Raw genomic sequence first — 22,412 nt, 5'->3', positions numbered from 1 at the left:
GCGTTGATGTCTATTAAGTCTCACGAACTGCTCGATAGAGCAACGACCACTGTTTATGCACTAACCATAATGTTTGCCTTCTGTGGGCTGTTTCTGGTCCCTCCTGGCCAGAGCATCCTCTCCAACTTGCTGGTGGTGTCGGGTCTCTTTGGCCTGTTGAACTACTTTGTTGGAGGAAACAAGGATGTATTCTTTATCGATCGCCGCCTGATCTGGGTCTTCATATTCTACGCTGCCGTGATCATGCTGAATAGATTGATTCATGGTGACCAATACGGAGTCATGCGAAATTTATTATATGTGGCGGTTTTTTCTTTGGTTATGCCGCGCCATAAAATACTGTTGACTCTGGGGGCCATATCTATCCTGATGGGGGGGGTTGGGTTAGGAGTCTTGAGTGTCTGGCAGCATTTAGATGGTATTGTCAGAGTCGAAGGCTTCACCAATGCAATCCTGTTTTCTCAAGCAGCACTGACATTGGTTATTCTGAATTGGTGCGTATTTGTTAAATCTAGAGGATATCCATTGGTGAAAGTGTTTTCTCTCATTTCACTTGGGTGTTCTGTGCTTGCACTTTATCTTTCACAAAGTCGTGGTGTCTGGTTGGCATTGGGTGTCGTTATTAGTTACCTTGTGCTGTATAAAGCTATTTTCAAACCATGGAAATATAGTGCCATAGCATTACTGTTTATTATGTGTCTTGGTGTGATCTATCATACGAATACACTTGTTCAAAATAGAATTTCTGCTGCAGCATCAGATATAAATCAAATGAGCATGGGTTCTTACGGGTCTTCGTGGGGACTGCGCGTTGTGGCTTGGAAGAGTGCCTGGTTAGGTTTTTTGGATGCACCACTGATAGGTGTGGGCTCGGATGGGTTCAGATCCGTCAAAGAACAGCAGGTGTCGCAAGGACTGATCTCACCCCTAGTATTGGATTCTGCATTGGCTCATGCTCATAACCAGTATATGCAGAATCTGATTATTCGAGGAATTGTGGGTCTATTGGCACTGATTATTTTCATATTCTACCCAATGAAAATTTTCATAGAAAGAAAAGGATGGGGGACGCCATGCGCAGTGATTCCTCTATCCTTTGCCATCAGTGCATTAAGCGATGTGCCTTTTGAACATCAGAACACGTTGTATATATATGTACTGAGCTTGGTGTTCTGCTGGTGTGCGATAGAAATAAAGTATGATAGGGAAAAGAAAATATCATGATTCCAGTTTTCGTGATCAGTTTGGCCAGGAGCCATGATCGACGCGCCTTTATTGAGAAGCACATGAGTAGCCGTGCTGTCGATTTTGTTTTCTTTGATGCCGTTGATGGTAAAAAACTCTCAGAAGATGAGTTGAAAAACGTGGACTTCCCCATGGCCAGACAGTTTTGTGGTCACGATCTGAGTCTGGGGGAAGTTGGGTGTGCCATGAGCCATATCCGTATATATGAGATGATGGTTACCAAGAATATAGAGCGCTGTGTCGTGCTGGAGGATGACATCTATCTGCACAGCCACTTCAAGTCCATAGTGTCGAAGGCCATGTCTGCTTGCCAGTCAGATATTATTTTCTTACACCATGGCAAGGTGAAGTCTTGGCCATGGATGAAGAAGATGCCGGAAGGGTATCGTCTTGCCAAATATATCTCCCCGAGCCGGAACTCCAAGCGAGGCATCATATCGACAGCAGGATATATCTTGACTCTGTCTGGCGCCAAGAAGCTGCTGAGCAAGGCCTACCCCATTCGGATGCCATCCGATTATCTGACGGGCCGCTTGCAACTCAACGGTCTGACGGCATCGGGTGTTGAGCCTTGCTGTATGGATGTCGGCCTGTTTGATACCACGATTGACGATCGTAATTATGGTCATCATACCGACAGCAAAGGGGTGTGATGGTGATCGGCTATATGCAACTGTTGCGTGATCGGGTGCGCAGAGCCCTGGGCATCCTTTTTTTTGACAAGAAGATGCCACTCGGCATCCAGGGGGAGATCAATCATATCTTGGTGGTCCGCTGGGATGCCAAGCTGGGGGATTCCTTCATCTCCTCCTTCTTCTTTCGGGAGATAAAAAAGCTGCCGGGGAGCAAGAGGGTGACCGTTATCACGACCCCAGCCCTTGCCAGCTTGTATCGGGACTGTTTCGGGGTGGACGAAGTCATCGAGATCAACAAGCGACCCAGCTATGGCGCCATCAAGGAGATGGCCTCTTCCATCCCCCATGTCGATCTGGTGATACATCTCGCCGAGGGGATGAAGATGAAGGATCTCTATCTCCTGCACAGGCTCTCTCCCAACAATGTTGCCTCCCTCGACGACGGCATTGGGCGTGTGAATATCAAGCTGTCCAAGGCGACGGCTGATCTGCTGTTCCAGGATAAATATCGCTACCTGTTGTCACTGCTGGGGGCGAAAGAGGTGGATCAGCAGTACATCATCCCAGTGGTAGGGAAGGAGAATGTGACCTCGTCCTGCGACGATCTCGTCCTCATCAACCCCTTCGGCAGCACTCAGTACAAGTCCTTCTCGCACGACAAGATGGTTGAGCTGCTGAAGGCTTTGGGGGAGGAGTTCGCCACCTGTCGCTTTGGGGTACTCTCCTCACCCGCGACCTATGCTGCGGCGAAGGCCATGGTGAATTCCTGTTCGACGAGTAACGTGATGCTGGTGGAAGGCGTGAAGACGATCGATGATGCCATCTACTGTGTGCAGCAGGCGAGGGCAGTGCTGTCGGTGGACACCGCCATAGTGCACATCGCCGTCGGGCTGGAGAAGCCGCTGGTGGCCATCTATCCGCGCCACGGCGAAGTCTTCAACCAGTGGCTGCCGACCATCACACCGCGGGTCCGGATCCTGTTCAGCGATTCCCCTGGCCTGAATGCCGACATGAACAATGTCGATGACCGGGCCGTCTGCGAGACGCTAGCTAGTCTGCTGTCCGTGACTGAGCAAGCAGAGCGGCTAGCCGCTGAATAACCAACTTTGGTGTAATTGAGCGGAACAGTGCTTCATCGAAGAAGTCCTTCTCCTGGGTTGGCAGCTGGAAATCCTCTCCCTTGGCATCGAAGATATCGATGGCTTGATAACGGGGGTGGTTCACCGGGTTGGCGATGATCTTGTCGCCGCCCGGGGCCACTATGGTCAGCAGCGGCAGGCCGATGGCCTGGGCCATGTGCCGCGGGCCTGTGTCGTTGCCGACGAAGAGCTGGCAGTGGGCGAAGAGGCCGACCAGTTCCCGCACCGAGCGGGTCTGGACATAGTCAAACACGTCAGCCTGCAGCGTGGCGGGCAATAGCGGCTTCAGGCTGCGGTTGTACTCCTCTTCCCCCGGCCCGCAGTAAATCAGGATCTGGGCGTTGTGCTCCTCGATGAGCCAGCGAGCCACCTCGGCGAAGCAGTCGATGGGCCAGCGCTTGTAGTGGCCCAGAGAGTTGACGCCCATGGCGATCAGCGGACGGGTCGGGTCGACGCCGGCCGCCAGCAGGGTGTCCCGTCCCCGCCGTTTCTCCTCGTCGTTCAGCCAGAGATAGTAGTTGCGGTCCTCCCTGGCGAGGCCGAGGGGCTTGAGCAGGGAGAATCTGTCGTCCACCAGGGTGCTGTTGCCCTGGTGCTCGGTGTCGTGGCGAAAGCGTACGATGCGATTGTGGCCGAGCCGCCAGGGGAAGGAATCGAACCCTATCCGCAGTGTTGCCCCTGAGATGAGGCAGGTCAGCAGCCCTATCATCTGACCCTGGCTGTTGATCACCACGTCGTAGCGTTCGCGGCGAATGTCCAGCAACAGGTCCTTCATGTAGCGCCACTCGTTGCGGCGTGCTTTCTCGATGACGATCAACCGATCGATGTTGGGGTTACCCTGTGCCATGCCGGCGCAGTAATCCATGACCAGATAGTGAACTTCCCCGGCAGGATCGTGCTGCTTGAGGTTGTTGCACAGTGCGGTGGAGATCAGCACATCTCCTATCTGTTTGGTTTGTACTACCAGGTATTTCATGGAAAGGGCTTCAATCGAGGTCTTTGTTGAACGACAGCACAACAGCATATCCTACTCGACTGACAGATGCTGCCGCGATGGTGTGAAAATCCGATCCTGCGCACTGCGAATCGGCATGGATCTCCCGTGATACTGGCCGATCGTGGGGGAAGATCGCCGGGATGGCATGGCCGAACCGGCGCGGGTAAAGGCCGATTGGCGGGTGCCACTGCCGATCGGGCTGGCGCAGGGATGAAGGTCGCCGCGGTCATCACCCAAGGTCGGGCGGTCAGCCTCACCCTGGCCAGGCTCTGAGCGGGACCACTGGCGAGCCCCATTTTTCTGGATAGACTTTGAAGGCCGGTGCACTATCCAAGGAGAATGAGCATGGGTACGCAGACGCCGGATTTCGAGCTCGAAGACGAGTGGGAGCCGGAATCCTGGGAAGACGAGCTGGAGGAGCTGGATGACGAGAGCTGGCAGGACTATGACCCTCTCGACGATCAGTGACTCCCTGTAACGCCTGCGGGCGGGCCCGGTGCCCGCCCGATTTTTTTGTGAGGCTGGTGCATCGCCCTTGGTGGGAAGGCGGCGGGCTGGTTAGAATGAACTGCTCAAATGGCGCTGTACGAGGCAGGACCCTCAGCAGGCCGCGGCTCAACAACGATTCCAACGACGCCAAGGATGATTATGCGCTCACTCGTCATCATGCTCTGTGTCACCCTGCTCGGGGGCTGTGTCTCCAACTCGGACGATCCCTGTGAAAAGCTGTGGAGCGACGTGGGGGAGGCCGACGGCAAGCTCGGCTTTGCCGGCGACAGGGTGGCCTTCCACCAAACCCAGTGCGGGGACAAGGTGGATGTCGCCCTCTGGGAGCAGGGCCGCCAGAAGGGGCTGGCCTGGTATTGCCGCCCCGAGCACCTCTATCTGGCCGGGCGGTCGGGGGAGGAGTATCGCGGTGTCTGTCCCAACGACGTGCAGGCCCGTCGCCTGTTCGAACAGGGTCGCCACGGCTGGACCGATCAATAGGGCGCGACCCGCCCTGCCTTGCCCTCAGACCCCGCAGAAACGGGGACCTATTCCTCCTTGTTCTTCAGCCGCAGCGGCTGACACAGGTAGTCCTTATCATTGGAGCAGCGGGCACACTTGCCGCACACGAACTTGGGTTTGCGCAGGATCTTGCGCAGCGCCTTGAGGTCGGTGGGGATCTCGTGGCGGCGCCACTCACACAACGTCTTGTGGCCCATGGCGATGACGTCCTCGACAGTGAATGTAACGGGTGGGGGCGCGGGAGTCCGGCCCCGTCAGGGGCCTTACTGATACAGGTACTTGGTGAAGATGAGCTCGCGTACCGCCTTCTTGCCGGTCTCCTTGACCAGCAGCTCGTTGACCCTGGCCTCGCACTCCTTGCGCAGCTCTTCCCGGCTCACCAGGGACTTGATCTGGGCGCCTGTCTTGCTGCCTATCAGGCGGATGATGGCGTCGCGGATCAGGGGATCATGTTGCTCCAGCAACTTGAGATCGGCGGCATTCTCGGCCATCAGCTCCACCGTCACCCGCACATAGCCCAGGGTTTTGCCATCACCAAGGTAGTTGGTGATGATATCCGGATCCAGCGCATGATAGGCGAAGCCTGGCTGGACGGCGGAGGAGGCCGGATCGGCAGCCGCGTCCTCGCTGGCGAAGGCCGGCATGCTCAACAGGGGGAAACTCAGGGATAACACCAGCAGAAATCTGAAGATCTTCATCTAGATGGCTCGGCAGCGACGGATGCCCCATTTTTGATGCTGTCATCGGGGCCGTCAAGCACGGATGTTCTTACAATTCGTCATTGATTTACGGATAATAAACCGGATTTTAACCTGACAACGGAAATCTCCGGATGGTGAAGCTGTGAAGTCCGAGTTGACGGTTCCCCTCGTCCAGCTCGTCCCGTGGCGGGCCCCCGCGGAGTGTGAGCCCCCAGAGGCGCTGCGCCCCTGGTTGCTGGAGGCCGACTCCATGACCCGGCGCCTGCGGCGCTACAATCGCCACCTGTCGGTGCAGCTGCTCGGCAATCGCAGCGTGTCGCTGGGGCTGGACGAGCAGGCGCTGGTGGCGGTGCAGGATCCCGTGGGGATCTGCCGCGAGGTGATCCTGCATGGCGATGGCGGGCCCGCCATCCTGGGCTGGACCCTGTTCGCCGAGGCGGCGCTGCAGGGCGGCGGTCTGCAGGATCTGGGAGAGCAGCCGCTGGGGGAGCGTATTTTCGGCGACCTGCCGGTGCGGCGGGATCACCTGCAACTGGCCTGCTTCGAGATCGCGAACAATCCCTGGTGCCCGGCCGCCACCGTCTGGGGGCGCCGCTCCCGTCTCTATCTGGGGCAGTGGCCCTTGTTGGTCCACGAACTCTTCCTGCCCTCGCTGTCGTCCGACGGGCTGCCATCGAATAAGGAGCTGGCGTGAAGCTGTTAACCAAGGAGCGGGGACTGGCCTATGTGCAGTTGGCCCGCATCGACAAGCCCATCGGCACTCTGCTGCTGCTGTGGCCGACCCTGTGGGCGCTCTGCCTGGCGGCTGGCGGCCTGCCGGATCCCTGGATCCTGACGGTGTTCGTGGTGGGCGTCTTCCTGATGCGCTCGGCCGGCTGCGTCATCAATGACTATGCGGATCGCAATTTCGATGGCCACGTGAAGCGTACCGCCGGGCGGCCGCTGCCCATGGGGCGGGTCGCCGAGCGGGAGGTGCTGATCCTGTTCGTCGTGCTGGCGCTCGTCTCGTTCGCCCTGGTGCTGACCCTGAATCCGCTTACCATAGGGCTGTCGTTCGCCGGCCTGCTGCTGGCGGTCTGCTATCCCTTCATGAAGCGGTTCATCCCCATTCCGCAGCTGGTGCTCGGGATGGCGTTCTCCTGGTCCATCCCCATGGCCTATGCAGCCCAGGCTGACGCCCTGCCACCGGTCGCCTGGCTGCTGTTTCTCGCGAATCTGCTCTGGACCATCGCCTACGACACCGAGTACGCCATGGTGGACAGGGACGACGACCTCAAGCTCGGCCTCAAGTCGAGCGCCATCCTGTTCGGCCGTCACGACAAGCGGATCATCGGTGCCCTGCAACTGGCGACCCTGCTGATCCTGCTGGGGGTGGGCCAGCTGATGGCGCTCGGTTCGGGCTACTACTGGGGGCTGCTGGGGGCCGCGGCCCTGTTCGTCTATCAGCAGCAGCTGATCCGGGAGCGGGCGCGGGAAGCCTGCTTCCAGGCCTTCCTCAACAACAACTACGTGGGGGCTCTGGTGCTGCTCGGCGTGGTTGCCCACTACCTGTGAGAGCGTCTCCCGATGAGATGAAAAAGGCCGCATGATGCGGCCTTTTTGCTGGTTGCTCCTCAGAGCCGGTTGCCCGCCTGTATGGTGCGGCGGATCTTGTTGCTGAGCAGCGGCACTATGTTGTCCGCCAGCGCCTGGAAGCGGCCCAGATCCGGCTTGCAGCCGGTGTCGAGATAACCTTCGCTGCGCAGGGTGTGGATCAGGGTGCTGAACAGCTTGGGGTCGAAGAACTCGGGGGCGTTGATGCCATGCAGGGTGCCGAGGCGCTCTGCCATCATCAGGCCGTCTGCTTCCAGCTGCTCCGCCTCGATGCGGGGCTGGGCCAGCACCCGGGTCAGTACTATGGCGTAGCGTTGCAGGGTCTCCTGGATGCTCTCCGCCAGCAGCAGCAGGCGGGTCTGGTTGTCCGGGTTGACCCAGAAGCCGCCGTCGCGCGCCTCGATCAGCTGCTGGCGCTGCAGCTCGCCCAGCAGGGCGTCGACCAGCTCGGGCAGCGCCTCCTCTTCATGACGCAGGAACAGTTCCGTCTTGAGCAGCGGGTAGATGTCGACACAGCGGGCGACGATCTCGTTGCGGGAGATCCCCTCGCACCGCTCGATCAGCGCGGCCACCAGGGAGGGCATGGCAAACAGGTGCAGGATGTTGTTGCGGTAGTAGGTCAGCAGGATCGCCTGATAACGGTCCAGGCTGATGATCTGGCCCAGCTTGTCCTCGGTCACCTCGAACTTGTTGAGCTCCATCGCCTGATCCAGCAGGGTGGTGGCGTCCTCGGCCGGCATGGTGCTGTTCGGGCTGTAGGGCACCTGCTTGAGCAGGTCCAGATAGGTGTTGAGCTGGGCCTGCAGCTCGTCCCGGGTCAGGGCGTGGCGCTCGGCGGCCAGCAGTGCCAGGGCGCTCAGGGTCAGACCGTTGACGGCGGCGGCATCGTTGATGCGGGTCATCATCAGCTCGGCCAGCTGGTTGACGGTGGGCGCCATCCACTGGGGGCGCTCCTCCTTGCCGATGTGGGCCTTCCACTCCGGGACCTGCTCGTTGAGGTAGCCGTTGAGGGTCAGCGGCTCGCCGAAGTTGACGAAGCCGCGGCCATAGTTGCGCAGCTTGCGCAGTATGCCGAGCACCTGCAGGAAGCTCTCCTTCTCCTTGCGGCTGCCCTTTAGCTCGTTGTGGTAGGTGTTCACCTCCATCACGTGCTCGTAGCCGAGGTAGACAGGGACCAGGGTGACCGGTCTGTCCAGCCCGCGCATCATGGCCTGCAGGGTCATGGCCAGCATGCCGGTCTTGGGCGGCAGCAGGCGGCCGGTGCGCGAGCGCCCCCCCTCGGTGAAGAACTCCACCGAGTAGCCCTTGGCGAACAACAGGTTGAGGTATTCACGGAAAACCGTGCTGTAGAGCGGGTTGCCCTTGAAGGTGCGGCGGATGAAGAAGGCACCGCCGTGGCGGAAGATGGGGCCCGCCGGCCAGAAGTTGAGGTTGATGCCCGCCGCTATGTGGGGCGGCACCATGCCCTGGTGGTAGATGACGTAGGAGAGCAGCAGATAGTCCATGTGGCTGCGGTGGCAGGGCACGTAGACGATCTCGTGGCCCTCCTGAGCCAGCTGGCGCACCTTCTCGGCACCGTTGACCGACAGGCCGCGGTAGAGTTTGTTCCAGAGCCAGCCGAGGAAGCTCTCGCCGAGGCGGATCAACCGGTAGGAGAAGTTGGAGGCGATCTCGTCCATGTAGCCGTGGGCGCGCTTCTGCGCCTTCTCCAGGCTGATGCCTTCCCGTCTGGCCTCTTCCTCTATGGCCTGCTGGATCACGCTGGAATCCAGCAGCTGTTTGAACAGCAGGTTGCGGTTCGGCAGCTTGGGGCCGGTGGCGGCGAGCTGTTGGCGGCTGAAGTGGGTGCGGGCGACCCGGGCCAGCTTGTGGGCGATGGCCTCGTCGGTGCCGTGCTTGTCCGCCATATGGCGCAGGGAGAGCGGCGGGGAGAAGCGCACCAGGTTCTCGCGCCCCTTTAGGATCACGATCAGCGCCTTCTTCAGGCGGTTCGGTGCCAGGCTGCTGATGATGTTCCAGCCGGAGGCCTCTTCCCCCTCGCGGCCCGGGGCACGGCCCCAGAACAGGGTGACGGGGACGACCTGGATGTCCAGCGCCGGATCCTGCTTGTGCAAGTCCAGCAGCTGGTGGAACTCCTGCAGGAAGGGGAGCGGCTTGTTGCGGGCACCGAACAGGGGAGGTGGACGATCCAGACAGACGTAGCGCGGCAGCAGCTGGCCGTTCAGCTCCAGCGGCGTGAAGGGGCCGGGCAGGCCGAGGTCCTCGCAGCACTGCTGCAGGGTCATCAGGTCGGTGATCGAGCTGGTTTTCAGGGCGTAGACGATGGGTCTGGCCGGATCCAGCTTGAGCTCGGTGATGGGATTTTCCGGCAGGCTCTTGTGATTGACCAAGCCGCTGACCGGCCATTGCAGGATGGCTCTGGAAATCTTCTGTCCAAGGGACATGTGCGTCTGCTCTCCAAAAAAATGCGGCGTGAGCATAGCAAATCACCGGCGGCTTGTCGCCGAGAGGTACGATGAGTCCCAAGGAGGCGCGCGAGGGGGCCCATTTTGCGACAAGGAATGGACAAATGTCAGCAACGCCTTGCCTTGGCCACAGCACTGTATATACTGCCAGTGTGCTGTATAAAAAGACAGGTGCCCATGCTATGAAACCCCTTACCCCCCGCCAGGCCGAAGTGCTGGAGCTTATCAAGGCGAACATGAACGAGACCGGCATGCCGCCGACTCGCGCCGAGATCGCCCAGAAGCTTGGCTTCAAGTCGGCCAACGCGGCCGAGGAACATCTGAAGGCCCTGGCCAAAAAGGGGGTCATCGAGATCATGCCGGGAACCTCCCGCGGCATCCGCCTGCTGCTCGAAGAAGAGGAGGCCTTGCCGGAAGAGAGCGGCCTGCCGCTCATCGGCAAGGTGGCCGCCGGCGAACCCATCCTGGCCCAGGAGCACATCGAAAGCCACTACCAGGTGGATCCCGCCCTGTTCCATCCACGGGCAGACTTCCTGCTGCGGGTGCAGGGCATGAGCATGAAGAACATCGGCATCATGGACGGGGATCTGCTGGCGGTGCACAAGACCCAGGAGGTGCGCAACGGCCAGGTGGTGGTGGCGCGGCTCGATGAGGACGTCACCGTCAAGCGCTTCCAGCGCAAGGGCAGCCAGGTATGGTTACTGCCCGAGAACGAGGAGCTCTCCCCCATCGAGGTGGATCTCGCCAGCCAGCACCTCACCATCGAGGGGCTGGCGGTCGGCGTCATTCGCAACGCCGACTGGATGTAAGCCTCCGGCATGACGAAGGGGCCTCCTGCGGGAGGCCCCTTCATTTTGGCCCTCGTCGCCGTCATCCCGCCTCGTGGCCCATCCCCGCCATCCTGCTGCCGTCGTCCGTCGCAAATAGTCCCGCCACAGACAGCGCATTTCGGATATATCCTTTGATAAGGCTCGCACCCTCATGGTCACCGCCATGGCGGCGAGAGCGCACCACCGGCCAGCTGGACGGCTTTGCAGGGATGCATCACCGCCGGGGCTGTGTGGAAGAAGGGAGAGTCGTCAGCAGTTGGACGACTCGTACAGTCAGTACGCGACGGTGGTTGGCTTGCCTCCCGATGGCAGTAACACTGATCGGCGTGGCCTGTTGAGCAAGGAGGACAGGTATGGCTTCAAGCTCGCCGTGGGATCCGGTGCCGGCCGCAGCGCCCGCATCCTCCATCACCCGATTCATCAAGGGCAGTCGGATGACGTGGTTCTATGCGCTCTGGGTCTATCACAAGGGAGATGGCTGGACCGTCTGGCTGGGATGTCCCAAAGACAAGATCGTCCGCCTGGTTCGTCTGTTTCGCCGTCACCACGACATCGGCTTGCCGGATGCGCCCTGGACGGCGCCCGTGATCCCGTTGCACGCATCCATCAGACGTGCCCAGCCGCAGCGCAGGCTGCGACCCTGATCCCGGCCGATACGAGCCCCGCCCCGCGCGGGGCTCTTGCTTTCCAGCGCTCACTGCATCCTGGTGCCCCTGCGGCCCTCCATCCGGACGAAGGGGTAGCCAGAAACGGGGCGGGGCGGGTTACAATGACCCTTCCCAGGCGCAGCCCCTGGGCTGATTATAAATACAAGGGTTTGTTTCATATGGTTAAACCACGCTTTTCCCTGCTGCTGTTGCTCTTCATCGTCAGCATCATGGCGGCCTATTACTGGAGCCAGCCTTCCTTGCCGGAGCAGGCCGACTACTATCCGACGGCGCGGGACATCAACCCCTTCACCCTCACCGACGGGGATGAACAACCCTTTACTCCCGCCAATTTGACGGGACACTGGACCTTCCTGTTCCTCGGCTACACCTATTGCCCCGACATCTGTCCGACCACGCTGGCGGACCTGCGCGCCGTCTACCCCGGCTTGAAGAAAATCGCCCCCAACAGCCAGGTGGTGTTCATCTCGGCGGATCCCCAGCGGGATGACAGCGCCCGTCTCAAGAGCTATACCGCCTTCTTCGAGCCCGAGTTCAAGGCGGCGACCGCGCCCCACAGCGCCCTGTTCCCCCTGGTGCGCAACCTGGGCCTGGTCTATTCCATCGTGGAGAGCGAACGCAAGGATTACCTGATAGACCATTCGGCCTCGATAGTGCTGATCAACCCGGCGGGCAAGCTGGTGGCCCTGTTCCGTCCCAAGGTGGCGCCGGGGGAAGTGCCCCGCGTTGACATGCAGGCCATGGTCGCCGACTTCGCACGCATAGTGCGGCTGGCCGACGAGTGATCCCGAAGCCTCCGTCCTGCTCATGCCCATGTCACCCTGGTTGAGGGATCCCGGCCGCCACAGGGCCGTCTTTGCCCTGGCCCTGCCCATGGTGTTCTCCAATGTCACCACTCCCTTGCTGGGGCTGGTGGACACCTGGGTGATCGGTCATCTCGGTGAGGCCTGGTTCCTCGGCGGCGTCTCGGTCGGCGCTACCCTCATCAACCTCCTCTTCTGGTTGCTGGGGTTTCTGCGCATGTCTACCACGGGCCTGACCGCCCAGGCCCAGGGGGCCGCCAACGCCGAGGGGCAGCTCGATACCCTGGTCCGTGCCCTGGGGCTGGCGATCGGCCTGGGGCTGGCACTCCTGCTGCTGTTGCTGCCGTTCCTGCCGGCCATCATCGCCCTGGGCGGGGGGTCGGCGGAGGTACAGGCCCATGCCGGGGACTATGTGTCGGTGCGGATCTGGAGCGCCCCGGCGGCGCTGTGCAACCTGGTGATCATGGGCTGGCTGCTGGGCATGCAGGATGCGCGCAGCCCAATGCTGCTGCTGATCCTGGGCAACCTCGTCAACATGGGGTTGGATGCCTGGTTCGTGCTGGGGCTGGGCTGGCAGGTGAAGGGGGTGGCCGCCGCCTCCCTGCTGGCCGACTACAGCGCGCTGGCGGTGGGGCTCTGGCTGGCGAGCCGCCATCTGCGCCGTCTCTCTCCCGGGGTCTGGCAGCATGCCTGGCGGCGTTGGTGCCAATGGCCGGCCTTGCTGCGGCTGCTCGCCCTGAACCGGGACATCTTCATCCGCTCCCTCTGCCTGCAGCTCTGCTTTGCCTTCATGACCCTGCAGGGGGCCAGGCTGGGGGATGTGGCCGTGGCGGCCAACGCGGTGCTGCTCAACTTCCTGATGCTCATCTCCTACGGGCTGGACGGCTTCGCCTACGCGGTGGAGGCCATGGTGGGGCGCGCCATCGGGCGGCGGGACCGGCAGGGACTGCGGGAGGCCATCGTCCTCAACCTGGGCTGGGCCCTGCTTATCGCGCTGGGCTTCACCCTGTCGTTTGCCTGTGGGGGAGGGATGCTCATCCGCCATATCACCGACCTGCCGGCGGTGATCGCCGAGGCCCACCGCCAGCTGCCCTGGCTGGTGGCCATGCCGCTGCTGGCGGTCTGGTGCTTCCTGCTGGACGGGGTCTTTATCGGGGCCACCCGGGCCAGGGAGATGCGCAACAGCATGCTGGTGGCGGTGTTCGCCGGATTCTTTCCAATCTGGTGGCTCTGCCAGGAGTGGGGTGTCGCCGCCCTGTGGGCCGCCATGAGCGCCCTGATGGTCGGGCGGGGCCTGACTCTCGGTTGGCTCTGCTGGCAACTGGAACGGGATGGCCGCCTGCTGACGGGGCTGATGGCCAGGGGGGCGGCCTGATTTCTGGTTCCGTCCGGTTGGGTCAGGCCGAGCCCGCGTAGTCGAACTGGCGCCAGCTCTCGTAGACGAACACCGCCACCGCGTTGGCCAGGTTCATGCTGCGGCTCTGGGGCAGCATGGGGATGCGCAGCCGCTGCTCGAACGGCAGGCTTTCGATGATCTCCATGGGCAGGCCGCGGCTCTCGGGCCCGAACAGCAGGGCATCGCCTGCGGCAAACTGCACTGCCGAATGGGCGGTGCGTCCCTTGGTGGTACAGGCGAACACCCGCTTGGGGGCGACGGCGGCCAGAAACGCCTCATAGTCAGGCCAGCGCTTCACCTCGGCGAACTCGTGATAGTCGAGTCCGGCCCGCTTCACCCGCTTGTCATCCCACGCAAAACCCAGGGGCTCTATCAGGTGCAGCCGGTAACCGGTATTGGCACAGAGGCGGATGATATTGCCGGTATTGGGCGGGATTTCCGGTTGGTAGAGCACGATGTCGAGCATGGCGGGATCCTGGGGTGGTGCGAAATGGGCGCCAGCATACCCAGCGCCCGTGTCGATGAAAAGAGGGTCGGTCAGGCGATGGGCAGGCGGATGGTGATGACCAGGCCGCTCGGGTGGTTGCTGCCGGCCCGGATGGTGCCGCCATGGCGCGCGATCGCCTCGGCGGCGATCGCGAGGCCGAGGCCGGTGCCGCCGGTCTTGGCATTGCGGGCGTCGTCGACCCGGAAGAAGGGCAGGAACAGCCGGGGTTGCTGCTCCACCGGCACGCCGGGGCCGTCGTCCCGAATCGTCATCACCCACTCCCGTCCCTCCCGATACCACTCCACCTTGATGAACTCGCGGGCGTACTTGAGCGCATTGCGCAGCGGGTTCTCCAGGGCGCGCGCCAGCAACTCAGGCCACATGGCGAGGGACTCGGTCGGCAGGGGGGGCAGCCTGAGCTGCTTGCCGTTCTGGTTCGCCTCGAACATGGCGTCGTCCAGGATAGGTTCCAGCAGATCCGCCAGCGGCAGGGTCACCGGGGCTTCCACGTGCTGCTGCACCCGCGACAGATCCAGCAGATCCCCGATCAGCTTGTCGAGCCGGCCTATCTCCCCCTCAATCCGGGCCAGCTCGGCGCTGTCGCCCTGCTTGCGGCGGATCAGCGCCTGCGCCAGCTGGATGCGGGTGAGGGGGCTGCGCAGTTCGTGGGAGATGTCGGAGAGCAGCTGTTTCTGCTTCTGGATCATGTCCTTGAGGGTGTCGACCATATGGCTGACATGCTCTGCCAGCTGGCCGATCTCGTCCTTGCGGCCGAGGTTGGGGATCTGCATCTCCAGGTTGCCCTGGGCCAGCTGTGAGACCGACTGCTGCAGCTCCAGGATGGGGCGGGTCAGGCGCCAGGCCAGCAGCAGGCAGAGCGGGGTGCTGACCAGCATGGCGATGCCGAGGATCTGGATGGGGTGATCCAGGATCTGGATGAAGAGGAACAGGTAGGAGTTTTCGACGTTGAGGCCGAAGTAGACGTGATATGCCTGGCCGTGATGGATCATCTGGAAGGGACCCGCGATGGCGCGTTGATGCTCGCTGCCCAGCATGGGCTTGGCCGGGTTGTCCGAGTCGAGCATGAAGCGGATCACGAACTTGCTCAGCCGGGTGCTGGACTGTATCTGCCCCTTGGCATCGCGCAGATAGATGTTGTCCACCGGCAGCAGGCCGGCGGCATCGATGGCCTTAGCCAGATCGAAGTCCTGGTCGGGATCCGCTCCCTTCTGCAGCGCCGCCAGATTGTTGTTGAGGCGGGTGACCTCGTGGGCCGGCAGCGGAATGATGTTGCGGGGATCCAGGGTGGGCAGTATCACCACGGCCGCCACCACCAGCAGCAGCATGAACCAGAACCAGAGAAAGATCTGGGTGGAGAGGCCGTTGAAGGTGCGGGCCGTTTTCATGCCTGTTCCAGCCACAGGTATCCCCGGCCACGCACCGTCTTGAAGCGGGGCTGGCCATCGGTGCGCTCCGGCAGCTTCTTGCGCAGGTTGCTCAGGTGCATGTCGATGGCCCGGTCGAAGGGTTCCAGCTTCTTGCCGAGCACCTGCTCGGAGAGCAGGCTCTTGCTGACGATCTGGCCCGGGCTGCGCAGCAGGCACTCCAGCAGGCCGAATTCGGTGGCGGTCAGCTCCAGCAGCTGATCGTTGCAGCGGGCCTGTTGCAGGCCGGGTTGCAGCACCAGATCCATGAATCTCAGCTCTTCCGGGCTGTTGCCCCGCTGGGGCTGGCTACTCTGGGTGCGGCGCAGGATGGCGCGTACCCTGGCCAGCAGCTCCCTGTCGTCGAACGGCTTGGCCAGATAGTCGTCGGCCCCGGCCTCAAGGCCGTTGACCCGATCCTGACTGTCGCCGCGCGCGGTCAGCATCAGCACCGGGGTGTCGTGGGTCTTGCGCAGCCGGGTCAGCATGGCGAAGCCGTTGAGCCTGGGCATCATCACGTCCAGCAGCACCAGGTCGAAGGGCTGTTCGCCCAGCCGCGCCAATCCCTCTTCTCCATCCTCGGCCACGGTCACCTGAAAGCCTTCCAGGGTCAGGATTTCGGTCAGCAACTGGGTCAGTTCGAGATCGTCGTCGACCAGGAGTATTTTGTTCATCCGGGAGCCACTCTGTTGATTTTGCGCGCCAAACTGACGTCAGGGTCAGGGTATAATAAGTTTTTACGCGTCGGAGGAAAGCCGGTTTTGAGCCACCAACAATATTCCCGCTGGGTCACCCTGGCCAGCATGGCTGCGGTCGTCACCGCCACCCTGCTCATTCTGGGCAAGCTGATCGCCTGGCTGATGACGGACTCCTCCAGCCTGCTGGCATCCCTGACCGATTCCTTCATGGACGTCAGCGCCTCCATCATCAATCTGGTGGCCATCCGCTATGCCATGGCGCCGGCCGACGCGGAGCACAGATTCGGCCACGGCAAGGCGGAATCGCTAGCGGGCCTGGTCCAGTCGGCCTTCATCTCGGGTTCCGCTCTGCTGCTGATGATGCACGGCATCTCGTCGATGCTGAACCAGGTGCCCGTGGTGCGCCTGGAGGCGGGCATCTGGGTCAGCGTCGGCTCCATCGTGCTGACCCTGCTGCTGGTCAGCTTCCAGAGCCTGGTCATCCGCAAGACCAACAGCGTGGCCATCAAGGCCGACATGCTGCACTACCGTTCCGATCTGCTGCTCAACAGCGGCGTGCTGCTGGCACTGGTGCTGGCGGGGCAGGGATGGTATTGGGCCGACGGCCTGTTTGCCATCCTGATCGGCCTGTTCCTGGTGTGGGGCGCCGTGCATATTGGCTACGAATCGGTGCAGGCCCTGCTCGATCGTCAGTTGCCAGAGGAGGAACAAGCGAGAATAATGGCCCTCTGCTGTGCCGTAGAGGGGGTGCATGGCGTACATGATCTGCGTACCCGCCAATCCGGGCCGACCCGCTTCGTGCAGTTGCATCTGGAACTGGATGACCAACTGCCCCTGGTCAGGGCCCATCAGATAGCCGACGAGGCTGAACTGGCCGTCCGCCAGGCCTTCGAGCGGATGGATGTGATCATTCACATGGACCCCATCTCGGTGCTGACAAAAGAACGACAAAGCACTCACCCTGAACAACAGTAGGCTCAACATGGATGATCTGGTCGCCCGCACGTGGCGAAAAATTCAGCAGGAAGCGCAGAGCATGACGGCCCAGGAGCCCATGCTGGCCAGCTTCTTCCATTCCACCATTCTCAACCACCGGGACCTGCGCTCGGCGCTGAGTTTCCAGCTCGCCAACAAGCTCGACAGCACCACCATGCCGGCCATCGCCCTGCGCGAAGTGATCGAGCTGGCCCTGCGCAGCGAACCCGAGCTGCTGGCTGCGGTGGCCGCCGACATCTGCGCCGTACAGGAGCGCGACCCGGCGGTCGACCTCTTCTCCACACCCTTGCTCTATCTCAAGGGATTCCATGCCCTGCAGGGCTACCGGGTCGCCAACTGGCTGTGGCGCCAGGGTCGTCGTGCCCTGGCACTCTATCTGCAAAACCAGATCTCCGTGGTGTTCGGGGTCGACGTGCACCCGGCCGCCCGCATCGGCAAGGGCATCATGTTTGACCACGCCACCGGCATCGTCGTCGGGGAGACCGCGGTCATCGAGAACGACGTCTCCATCCTGCAGAGCGTGACCCTGGGGGGGACCGGCAAGGAGAGCGGCGATCGCCATCCCAAGATCCGGGAAGGGGTGATGATAGGGGCGGGGGCCAAGGTGCTCGGCAACATAGAGGTGGGCGTCGGCGCCAAGATAGGGGCCGGCAGCGTGGTGATCAACCCAGTGCCTCCCCACACCACGGTCGCCGGCGTGCCCGCCAAGATCGTGGGCCGGCCTGAGTGTGACAAACCCTCCTTCGACATGAACCAGAACATCTAGGGAACCATGGCCAAGCGCTGGTCAGGCTATCTGATCCTGGGGATGTGGCTGCTCAACCTGCTCCATCTCTATCTGGACTTCTCCCCCTGGCCGGCGGCCATCGCGGCCTGGGCCGCCTCCCTGCTCACCTGGCCCTGGCTGGTGGGGGCCGCGAGGCGGCAGGCCCTGGCGCTCTACGGGGCGGCACTGCTGCTGCTGATCTTCTCCTGGTGGCGGGGGGCCGACCTCAGGCCAGGGGACTGGCTGCTGCCCAACATCAATATGCTCACCATGTTCGCGGCCGTCAGCACCCTCAACCTCGCGACCTCCGGGCTGCTGACGGGAACCACCTCCTGGTCCGGCCGCAAGGGGCTGTGGAGCACCATGGCCAGCCTCAATCTGCTCGGTGCCGTCATCAACCTCTCGGTGCTCTTCATCATCGGCGATCGGCTGGAGCGCAACGGAACGCTTGAACGACGCCAGGTCATGGTGCTGAGCCGGATCTTCTGCGCCGCGGCCTTCTGGTCCCCTTTCTTCGTCGCCATGGCGGTGGCGCTGACTTACTCACCCGGGCTGCAACTGGGCAGCATACTGCCCTTCGGTATCCTGGCCGCCCTGCTGGCCATGGGGCTGACGGCCTGGCAGGTGGAGCGGCTCGGGGTGGCGGACTTCGAGGGCTACCCGCTGCGGTTGCAGACCCTGGGGCTGCCGGTGACGCTGGCACTGCTGGTCATGCTGATCCATCAGCTCCGGCCCGGGCTCAGCATACTGGCGGTGATCGCGCTGGTGGCGCCCCTGCTGGCCCTGCTGTTCATGCCCCACGCCGGACGGGGGACAGCACTCAAGCGGCAGGTGGTGGAGCGCTTCCCGGCCATCGGTGGCCAGCTTGTGCTGTTTCTGGGAGCGGGCTTGCTGGCGGCGGGCATCAACAGCGCGCTGTCGGTGCTGGATTTTGGCGGCGGCCACGGCCTGCCGCTGTTCAACCACTTCGGCTGGCTGGAGGCCAGCCTGACCCTGCTGCTGATCTTCATGGTGGCCATCGTCGGGGTGCACCCTCTCATCAGCATCTCCGGCGTGGCCCCTCTGCTGTGGCCACTGTCGCCGGACCCCAGCCTGCTCGGCATGTGCTTCCTGCTCGGATGGGGACTGGCTACCGGCACCAGCCCGCTCTCCGGCTCCAACCTGGCGTTGGCATCCCGCTACAACCTGAGCGCCGGGCTCCTGCTGCGTTGGAACCTGCTCTACGGTCTGCTGATGTACGGCGTTGCCTGCCTGTTGCTGGGGGGCTTCATCGCTCTGCACGGCTGATACCGGCACAGTGCGTGGCACCTAAGCCGGGCGTGCAGCGCCTGCGAGAAAAACCGACGCATATTTAGGCAATACAGGCCCGCAGGGTGCAATTTGCAACGCGCTGGCTTGTTTGTGCCGAGCGCATCAGGGTATGCTGGCTTCACGCGCTTGAATCGCCCCTGTGGGGCATCGCAATTGAACATACAGGTATGCATATGTCACTAGAAGTCCTTGAGCAACTCGAATCCAAAGTACAATCCGCCGTCGACAACATCTCCCTGCTGAAGATGGAGCTGGACGAGCTGAAAGAGCAGAACAGCAAGCTGCAAGACGAGAACCATCAGCTGCGCAACGAGCACGTCGCCTGGCAAGAGCGTCTGCGTGCCCTGCTGGGCAAGATGGACCAGATGGGCGATGCCATCTGATCCCGTCTCTGCCGACAGGAATGAAAACGGGCCGCTCCTTGAGCGGCCCGTTTGTGTTATGGCCTGGGGTCACATGGCGAGCAACTGCCTGACCGTCTTCTCGATACCATCGGCCGCCTCGACGATGTTCTGCGCCAGCATATAGGCGGGGGTGGAGATCACCTTGCGCTCCTGATCCACCACGAACTCGCTCACCGGGCAGTTGAGGTGGCTGCCCCCCATGGCCTCGATGGCGCTGGCGGCCCCCTCGTCACGGCCTATGGTGGCCAGGGTGCCGGTACCATAGATGAGCGGGATCATGGCCGGGGCGATGCAGATATAGGCCGCCGGTTTGCCGGCCCTGGCAAAGCTCTGGCACGCCTTGAGCACGTCCGGCTGGATGCGGCACTCGGCGCCCTTGATGGCGAAGTCACACAGGTTCTTGGCGGCGCCGAAGCCGCCAGGCACCAGCAGGGCGTCGAAGTCGGCCGCATCCAGCTCGGCCACATCCCGGATCTGGCCGCGGCAGATGCGGGCGGCCTCGACCAGCACGTTGCGGCTTTCCCCCTCGCTGACCTCGCCGGTCAGGTGGTTGATGACATGCAACTGCGCGACGTTCGGGGCGAAGCATTGAACCGTTGCTCCCTGACGGGCCAGTGCCAGCAGACTGATCACGGCCTCGTGAATTTCCGATCCGTCGAACACGCCACAGCCACTCAAGATCACGGCCACTTTTTTCATGGCAGACTCCTCGTTGTTGAAAATGTGAGCCAGGGTCAATTGTTGTACTTTTGTATGGTTATCGTTCGACCTCCGCTGGTCAAGTCATCCCGCTGTGCTAGGATTGTTTCGTTTTGGATCCAGCCTCATCACCTCCCCTGAATTTTTTTCCACATTGATCGAGATCATGATGGCTGCATCATGGTGTGTTTTGTCGATCTCAAGATAATGTTTTAAAACATGTTTTTATGAACAATCCACAGGTTTGTCACGAAGCTTGTGCCGAAGAGCCATTTTTGAACACAGAGTTATCCACAGGTGGCGATCTGGTTGATGGCACTAGGGGGAGAGAGGCAGCCCCTTGGTGTGGTGCTGGCCCTGTGGCATCCTAGCGGCTGTTTATTTTTGGCAGGACGATTTCATGGCCTCTAGCAACCCCCTTATCCTGGTCGACGGCTCTTCATATCTTTACCGCGCCTTCTTTGCCTCCCAGCAGGCCGATCTGCGCACCTCGACCGGGCTGCCTAGCGGCGCCGTCCGTGTCATGGCCAACATGATGCGCAGTCTTCGCAAGCAATACCCCGACAGCCACGTGGCCGTGGTGTTTGACGCCAAGGGCAAGACCTTCCGCGACGACATCTATCCCGAGTACAAGGCAACCCGCGCCAGCATGCCGGACGATCTGCGCAGCCAGGTCGCCCCCATCCACCAGATGATCAAGGCGATGGGTTTCCCCTTCCTGATGGTGGAAGGGGTGGAAGCCGACGACGTCATCGGCACCCTGGCCCGTCAGGCGACCGAGAAACAGCTGCCGGTGCTCATCAGCACGGGGGACAAGGACATGGCGCAGCTGGTCTCCGACCATGTCACCCTGATCGACACCATGAAGGACGTGAAGACCGATCGGGAAGGGGTGATCGAGAAGTTCGGCGTGCCGCCCGAACTCATCATCGACTACCTAGCCCTGATGGGGGACAAGGTGGACAACATCCCCGGCATGACCGGCGTCGGCGAGAAGACGGCGCTGGCGCTGCTGCAGGGGATCGGCAGCATAGACCAGATCGCCGCCAACCTCGACAAGGTGGCTGCGCTCGGCTTCCGTGGCTCCAAGGCGTTTGCCGACAAGTTCCGCGAGCAGGAGCAGCAGGTGCGCCTCTCCTATGTGCTGGCCACCATCAAGACCGACGTCGAGCTGGAGCAGAGCCTGGAAGAGTTGGAGCTCGGCCCCATCGACAAGGAGGCCCTGCTGGCGGTCTACCGTGAGTACGAGCTGCGCAACCTGATAAAAGAGCTGGAGTCCGGCAGCGAGGAGAGTGGCGCCGAAGGTGATGAGGAAGGCACCGCCCCGGTAGCCGCCATCGAAACCGACTATCGCTGTATCCTGGACGAGGCCGAGTTCGACGACTGGTTGGCGTGCCTGCAGGCGGCACCGCTGTTTGCCTTCGATACCGAGACTACCAGTCTCGACTATATGGAGGCGCGGGTGGTTGGCGTCTCCTTTGCCATCGAGCCGGGCAAGGCGGCCTATGTGCCCTTCGGTCACGACTATCTGGGGGCGCCGGCGCAGCTGACCGAGGCCGTGGTGCTCGGCAAGCTCAAGCCATTGCTGGAAGATCCGGCCCGACTCAAGGTGGGGCAGAACCTCAAGTATGATCGCAACGTGCTGCTCAACCATGGCATCGAGCTGCAGGGCATCGCCTACGACACCATGCTCGAGTCCTATGTGCTCAACTCCACTGCCAGCCGCCACGACATGGACTCGCTGGCCCGCAGGTATCTGAATGTCGAGACCATCTCGTTCGAAGATATTGCCGGCAAGGGGGTCAAGCAGCTCACTTTCAACCAGATCGAGCTGGAGCAGGCGGCTCCTTACGCGGCGGAAGATGCCGACATCACCCTGCGCCTGCATCAGGCGTTGTGGGGCAAGCTCTCTGCCGAGCCGGGCCTCGCCAGGGTATTCAGCGAGATCGAGTTGCCCCTGCTGCCGGTACTGGCAAGGATGGAGCGACTCGGGACCACTATCGAGCCCAGGTTGCTGCACCAGCAGAGCCAGGAGATCGAAGTGCGTCTGGCAGAGCTGGAGAAGCAGGCCCACGAGCTGGCCGGGCAGGAGTTCAATCTCTCCTCGCCCAAGCAGCTAGGGGAGATCCTGTTTACCAAGCTGGGGC

At 61.8% G+C, this 22,412-nt stretch carries 24 protein-coding genes (1 of these 24 cut by a window edge); 16 read left to right on the top strand and 8 right to left on the bottom strand.

The window, feature by feature from the left end:
* The first annotated feature begins 3 nt into the window (after nt 1-3).
* Genes R2B70_RS19480 through R2B70_RS19470 form a run of 3 tightly spaced genes read left to right on the top strand, consistent with a single transcriptional unit; the run spans nt 4 to nt 2,980 of the window.
* Nucleotides 4-1,224, top strand: a complete 1,221-nt coding sequence (locus R2B70_RS19480) for an O-antigen ligase family protein (RefSeq protein ID WP_318162266.1) — start codon at nt 4-6, stop codon at nt 1,222-1,224.
* A complete protein-coding gene (locus R2B70_RS19475) occupies nt 1,221-1,898 on the top strand; it encodes a glycosyltransferase family 25 protein (protein ID WP_318162265.1) in 678 nt (225 codons plus the stop codon). The genes R2B70_RS19480 and R2B70_RS19475 overlap by 4 nt, the downstream gene beginning before the upstream one ends.
* Nucleotides 1,898-2,980 carry a glycosyltransferase family 9 protein gene (locus R2B70_RS19470; protein ID WP_318162264.1) on the top strand — a complete coding sequence of 361 codons (1,083 nt, stop codon included), beginning with the start codon at nt 1,898-1,900 and terminating at the stop codon, nt 2,978-2,980. The genes R2B70_RS19475 and R2B70_RS19470 overlap by 1 nt, the downstream gene beginning before the upstream one ends.
* On the opposite strand, the gene R2B70_RS19465 is transcribed toward R2B70_RS19470, so the two are convergent.
* On the bottom strand, nt 2,931-3,995 hold the full coding sequence (locus R2B70_RS19465; RefSeq protein ID WP_318162263.1) for a glycosyltransferase family 9 protein: 1,065 nt from the start codon (nt 3,993-3,995) through the stop codon (nt 2,931-2,933). The genes R2B70_RS19470 and R2B70_RS19465 overlap by 50 nt on opposite strands.
* A 366-nt stretch (nt 3,996-4,361) precedes the next feature.
* On the opposite strand from R2B70_RS19465, the gene R2B70_RS19460 reads away from it, so the two are divergent.
* On the top strand, nt 4,362-4,484 hold the full coding sequence (locus R2B70_RS19460) for a hypothetical protein (RefSeq protein WP_084202873.1): 123 nt from the start codon (nt 4,362-4,364) through the stop codon (nt 4,482-4,484).
* 174 nt (nt 4,485-4,658) lie between these two features.
* Nucleotides 4,659-5,003: a DUF2799 domain-containing protein gene (locus R2B70_RS19455; protein WP_412055154.1), complete on the top strand. Its 345-nt coding sequence runs from the start codon at nt 4,659-4,661 to the stop codon at nt 5,001-5,003.
* Between the two features lie 47 nt (nt 5,004-5,050).
* Here the strand turns inward: R2B70_RS19455 and R2B70_RS19450 are convergent, their stop codons facing one another.
* Nucleotides 5,051-5,221 (bottom strand): hypothetical protein, encoded by a 171-nt coding sequence (locus tag R2B70_RS19450; protein WP_318162261.1) that lies wholly within the window; start codon nt 5,219-5,221, stop codon nt 5,051-5,053.
* 66 nt (nt 5,222-5,287) lie between these two features.
* On the bottom strand, nt 5,288-5,722 hold the full coding sequence (locus R2B70_RS19445; protein ID WP_042077863.1) for a flagellar basal body-associated protein FliL: 435 nt from the start codon (nt 5,720-5,722) through the stop codon (nt 5,288-5,290).
* 145 nt (nt 5,723-5,867) lie between these two features.
* On the opposite strand from R2B70_RS19445, the gene R2B70_RS19440 reads away from it, so the two are divergent.
* Together R2B70_RS19440 and ubiA are read left to right on the top strand one after the other, a co-directional pair.
* Complete coding sequence (locus R2B70_RS19440; RefSeq protein ID WP_203763357.1) at nt 5,868-6,419, top strand: chorismate--pyruvate lyase family protein; 552 nt, start codon at nt 5,868-5,870, stop codon at nt 6,417-6,419.
* A complete protein-coding gene (ubiA, locus tag R2B70_RS19435) occupies nt 6,416-7,279 on the top strand; it encodes a 4-hydroxybenzoate octaprenyltransferase (protein WP_318162260.1) in 864 nt (287 codons plus the stop codon). Before R2B70_RS19440 ends, ubiA begins: the two co-directional genes overlap by 4 nt.
* 59 nt (nt 7,280-7,338) lie before the next feature.
* Here the strand turns inward: ubiA and plsB are convergent, their stop codons facing one another.
* Nucleotides 7,339-9,762, bottom strand: a complete 2,424-nt coding sequence (gene plsB, locus R2B70_RS19430) for a glycerol-3-phosphate 1-O-acyltransferase PlsB (RefSeq protein WP_318162259.1) — start codon at nt 9,760-9,762, stop codon at nt 7,339-7,341.
* A 203-nt stretch (nt 9,763-9,965) separates the two neighbouring features.
* On the opposite strand from plsB, the gene lexA reads away from it, so the two are divergent.
* The 4 genes from lexA to R2B70_RS19410 all read left to right on the top strand — a co-directional run bounded on the left by lexA (nt 9,966) and on the right by R2B70_RS19410 (nt 13,459).
* Nucleotides 9,966-10,592 (top strand): transcriptional repressor LexA, encoded by a 627-nt coding sequence (lexA, locus tag R2B70_RS19425; protein WP_042077858.1) that lies wholly within the window; start codon nt 9,966-9,968, stop codon nt 10,590-10,592.
* A 374-nt stretch (nt 10,593-10,966) separates the two neighbouring features.
* A complete protein-coding gene (locus R2B70_RS19420) occupies nt 10,967-11,257 on the top strand; it encodes a hypothetical protein (protein ID WP_042077857.1) in 291 nt (96 codons plus the stop codon).
* 182 nt (nt 11,258-11,439) lie between these two features.
* A complete protein-coding gene (locus R2B70_RS19415) occupies nt 11,440-12,066 on the top strand; it encodes an SCO family protein (RefSeq protein WP_042077856.1) in 627 nt (208 codons plus the stop codon).
* 22 nt (nt 12,067-12,088) lie between these two features.
* Nucleotides 12,089-13,459: an MATE family efflux transporter gene (locus R2B70_RS19410; protein ID WP_318162258.1), complete on the top strand. Its 1,371-nt coding sequence runs from the start codon at nt 12,089-12,091 to the stop codon at nt 13,457-13,459.
* 22 nt (nt 13,460-13,481) lie between these two features.
* On the opposite strand, the gene trmL is transcribed toward R2B70_RS19410, so the two are convergent.
* The 3 genes from trmL to R2B70_RS19395 form a co-directional block, all read right to left on the bottom strand.
* On the bottom strand, nt 13,482-13,946 hold the full coding sequence (trmL, locus tag R2B70_RS19405; RefSeq protein ID WP_042077854.1) for a tRNA (uridine(34)/cytosine(34)/5-carboxymethylaminomethyluridine(34)-2'-O)-methyltransferase TrmL: 465 nt from the start codon (nt 13,944-13,946) through the stop codon (nt 13,482-13,484).
* 71 nt (nt 13,947-14,017) lie between these two features.
* Nucleotides 14,018-15,373 (bottom strand): ATP-binding protein, encoded by a 1,356-nt coding sequence (locus R2B70_RS19400; RefSeq protein WP_042077853.1) that lies wholly within the window; start codon nt 15,371-15,373, stop codon nt 14,018-14,020.
* Nucleotides 15,370-16,065, bottom strand: a complete 696-nt coding sequence (locus R2B70_RS19395) for a response regulator (protein ID WP_042077852.1) — start codon at nt 16,063-16,065, stop codon at nt 15,370-15,372. Before R2B70_RS19395 ends, R2B70_RS19400 begins: the two co-directional genes overlap by 4 nt.
* An 87-nt stretch (nt 16,066-16,152) precedes the next feature.
* Here R2B70_RS19395 and R2B70_RS19390 point away from each other — a divergent pair, with 87 nt between their 5' ends.
* The 4 genes from R2B70_RS19390 to R2B70_RS19375 all read left to right on the top strand — a co-directional run bounded on the left by R2B70_RS19390 (nt 16,153) and on the right by R2B70_RS19375 (nt 19,545).
* Nucleotides 16,153-17,064, top strand: a complete 912-nt coding sequence (locus R2B70_RS19390; RefSeq protein WP_042077851.1) for a cation diffusion facilitator family transporter — start codon at nt 16,153-16,155, stop codon at nt 17,062-17,064.
* A 7-nt stretch (nt 17,065-17,071) separates the two neighbouring features.
* Nucleotides 17,072-17,851, top strand: coding sequence for a serine O-acetyltransferase (cysE, locus tag R2B70_RS19385; RefSeq protein ID WP_042077849.1), 780 nt, complete (start codon nt 17,072-17,074; stop codon nt 17,849-17,851).
* Between the two features lie 6 nt (nt 17,852-17,857).
* On the top strand, nt 17,858-19,138 hold the full coding sequence (locus R2B70_RS19380) for a hypothetical protein (protein WP_042077848.1): 1,281 nt from the start codon (nt 17,858-17,860) through the stop codon (nt 19,136-19,138).
* Nucleotides 19,139-19,335: 197 nt separating this feature from the next.
* Nucleotides 19,336-19,545 carry a cell division protein ZapB gene (locus R2B70_RS19375; RefSeq protein WP_010672454.1) on the top strand — a complete coding sequence of 70 codons (210 nt, stop codon included), beginning with the start codon at nt 19,336-19,338 and terminating at the stop codon, nt 19,543-19,545.
* A 69-nt stretch (nt 19,546-19,614) separates the two neighbouring features.
* On the opposite strand, the gene elbB is transcribed toward R2B70_RS19375, so the two are convergent.
* The gene (gene elbB, locus R2B70_RS19370; RefSeq protein ID WP_219143275.1) at nt 19,615-20,265 is read right to left on the bottom strand and encodes an isoprenoid biosynthesis glyoxalase ElbB; all 651 of its coding nucleotides are present in this window, start codon (nt 20,263-20,265) and stop codon (nt 19,615-19,617) included.
* Nucleotides 20,266-20,665: 400 nt separating this feature from the next.
* Between elbB and polA the strand changes: the two genes are divergently transcribed.
* Nucleotides 20,666-22,412 carry the 5' portion of a DNA polymerase I gene (gene polA, locus R2B70_RS19365; RefSeq protein ID WP_318162257.1) on the top strand. The gene runs 1,004 nt beyond the window's last position, so 1,747 of the gene's 2,751 nt are visible here — the first part of the coding sequence; the start codon lies at nt 20,666-20,668; the stop codon falls past the right edge of the window.

Source organism: Aeromonas sp. XH (genome assembly GCF_033348475.1).
Classification (GTDB): Bacteria; Pseudomonadota; Gammaproteobacteria; order Enterobacterales; family Aeromonadaceae; genus Aeromonas; species Aeromonas sanarellii.
This window is presented reverse-complemented; position numbering and strand designations above follow the sequence as displayed.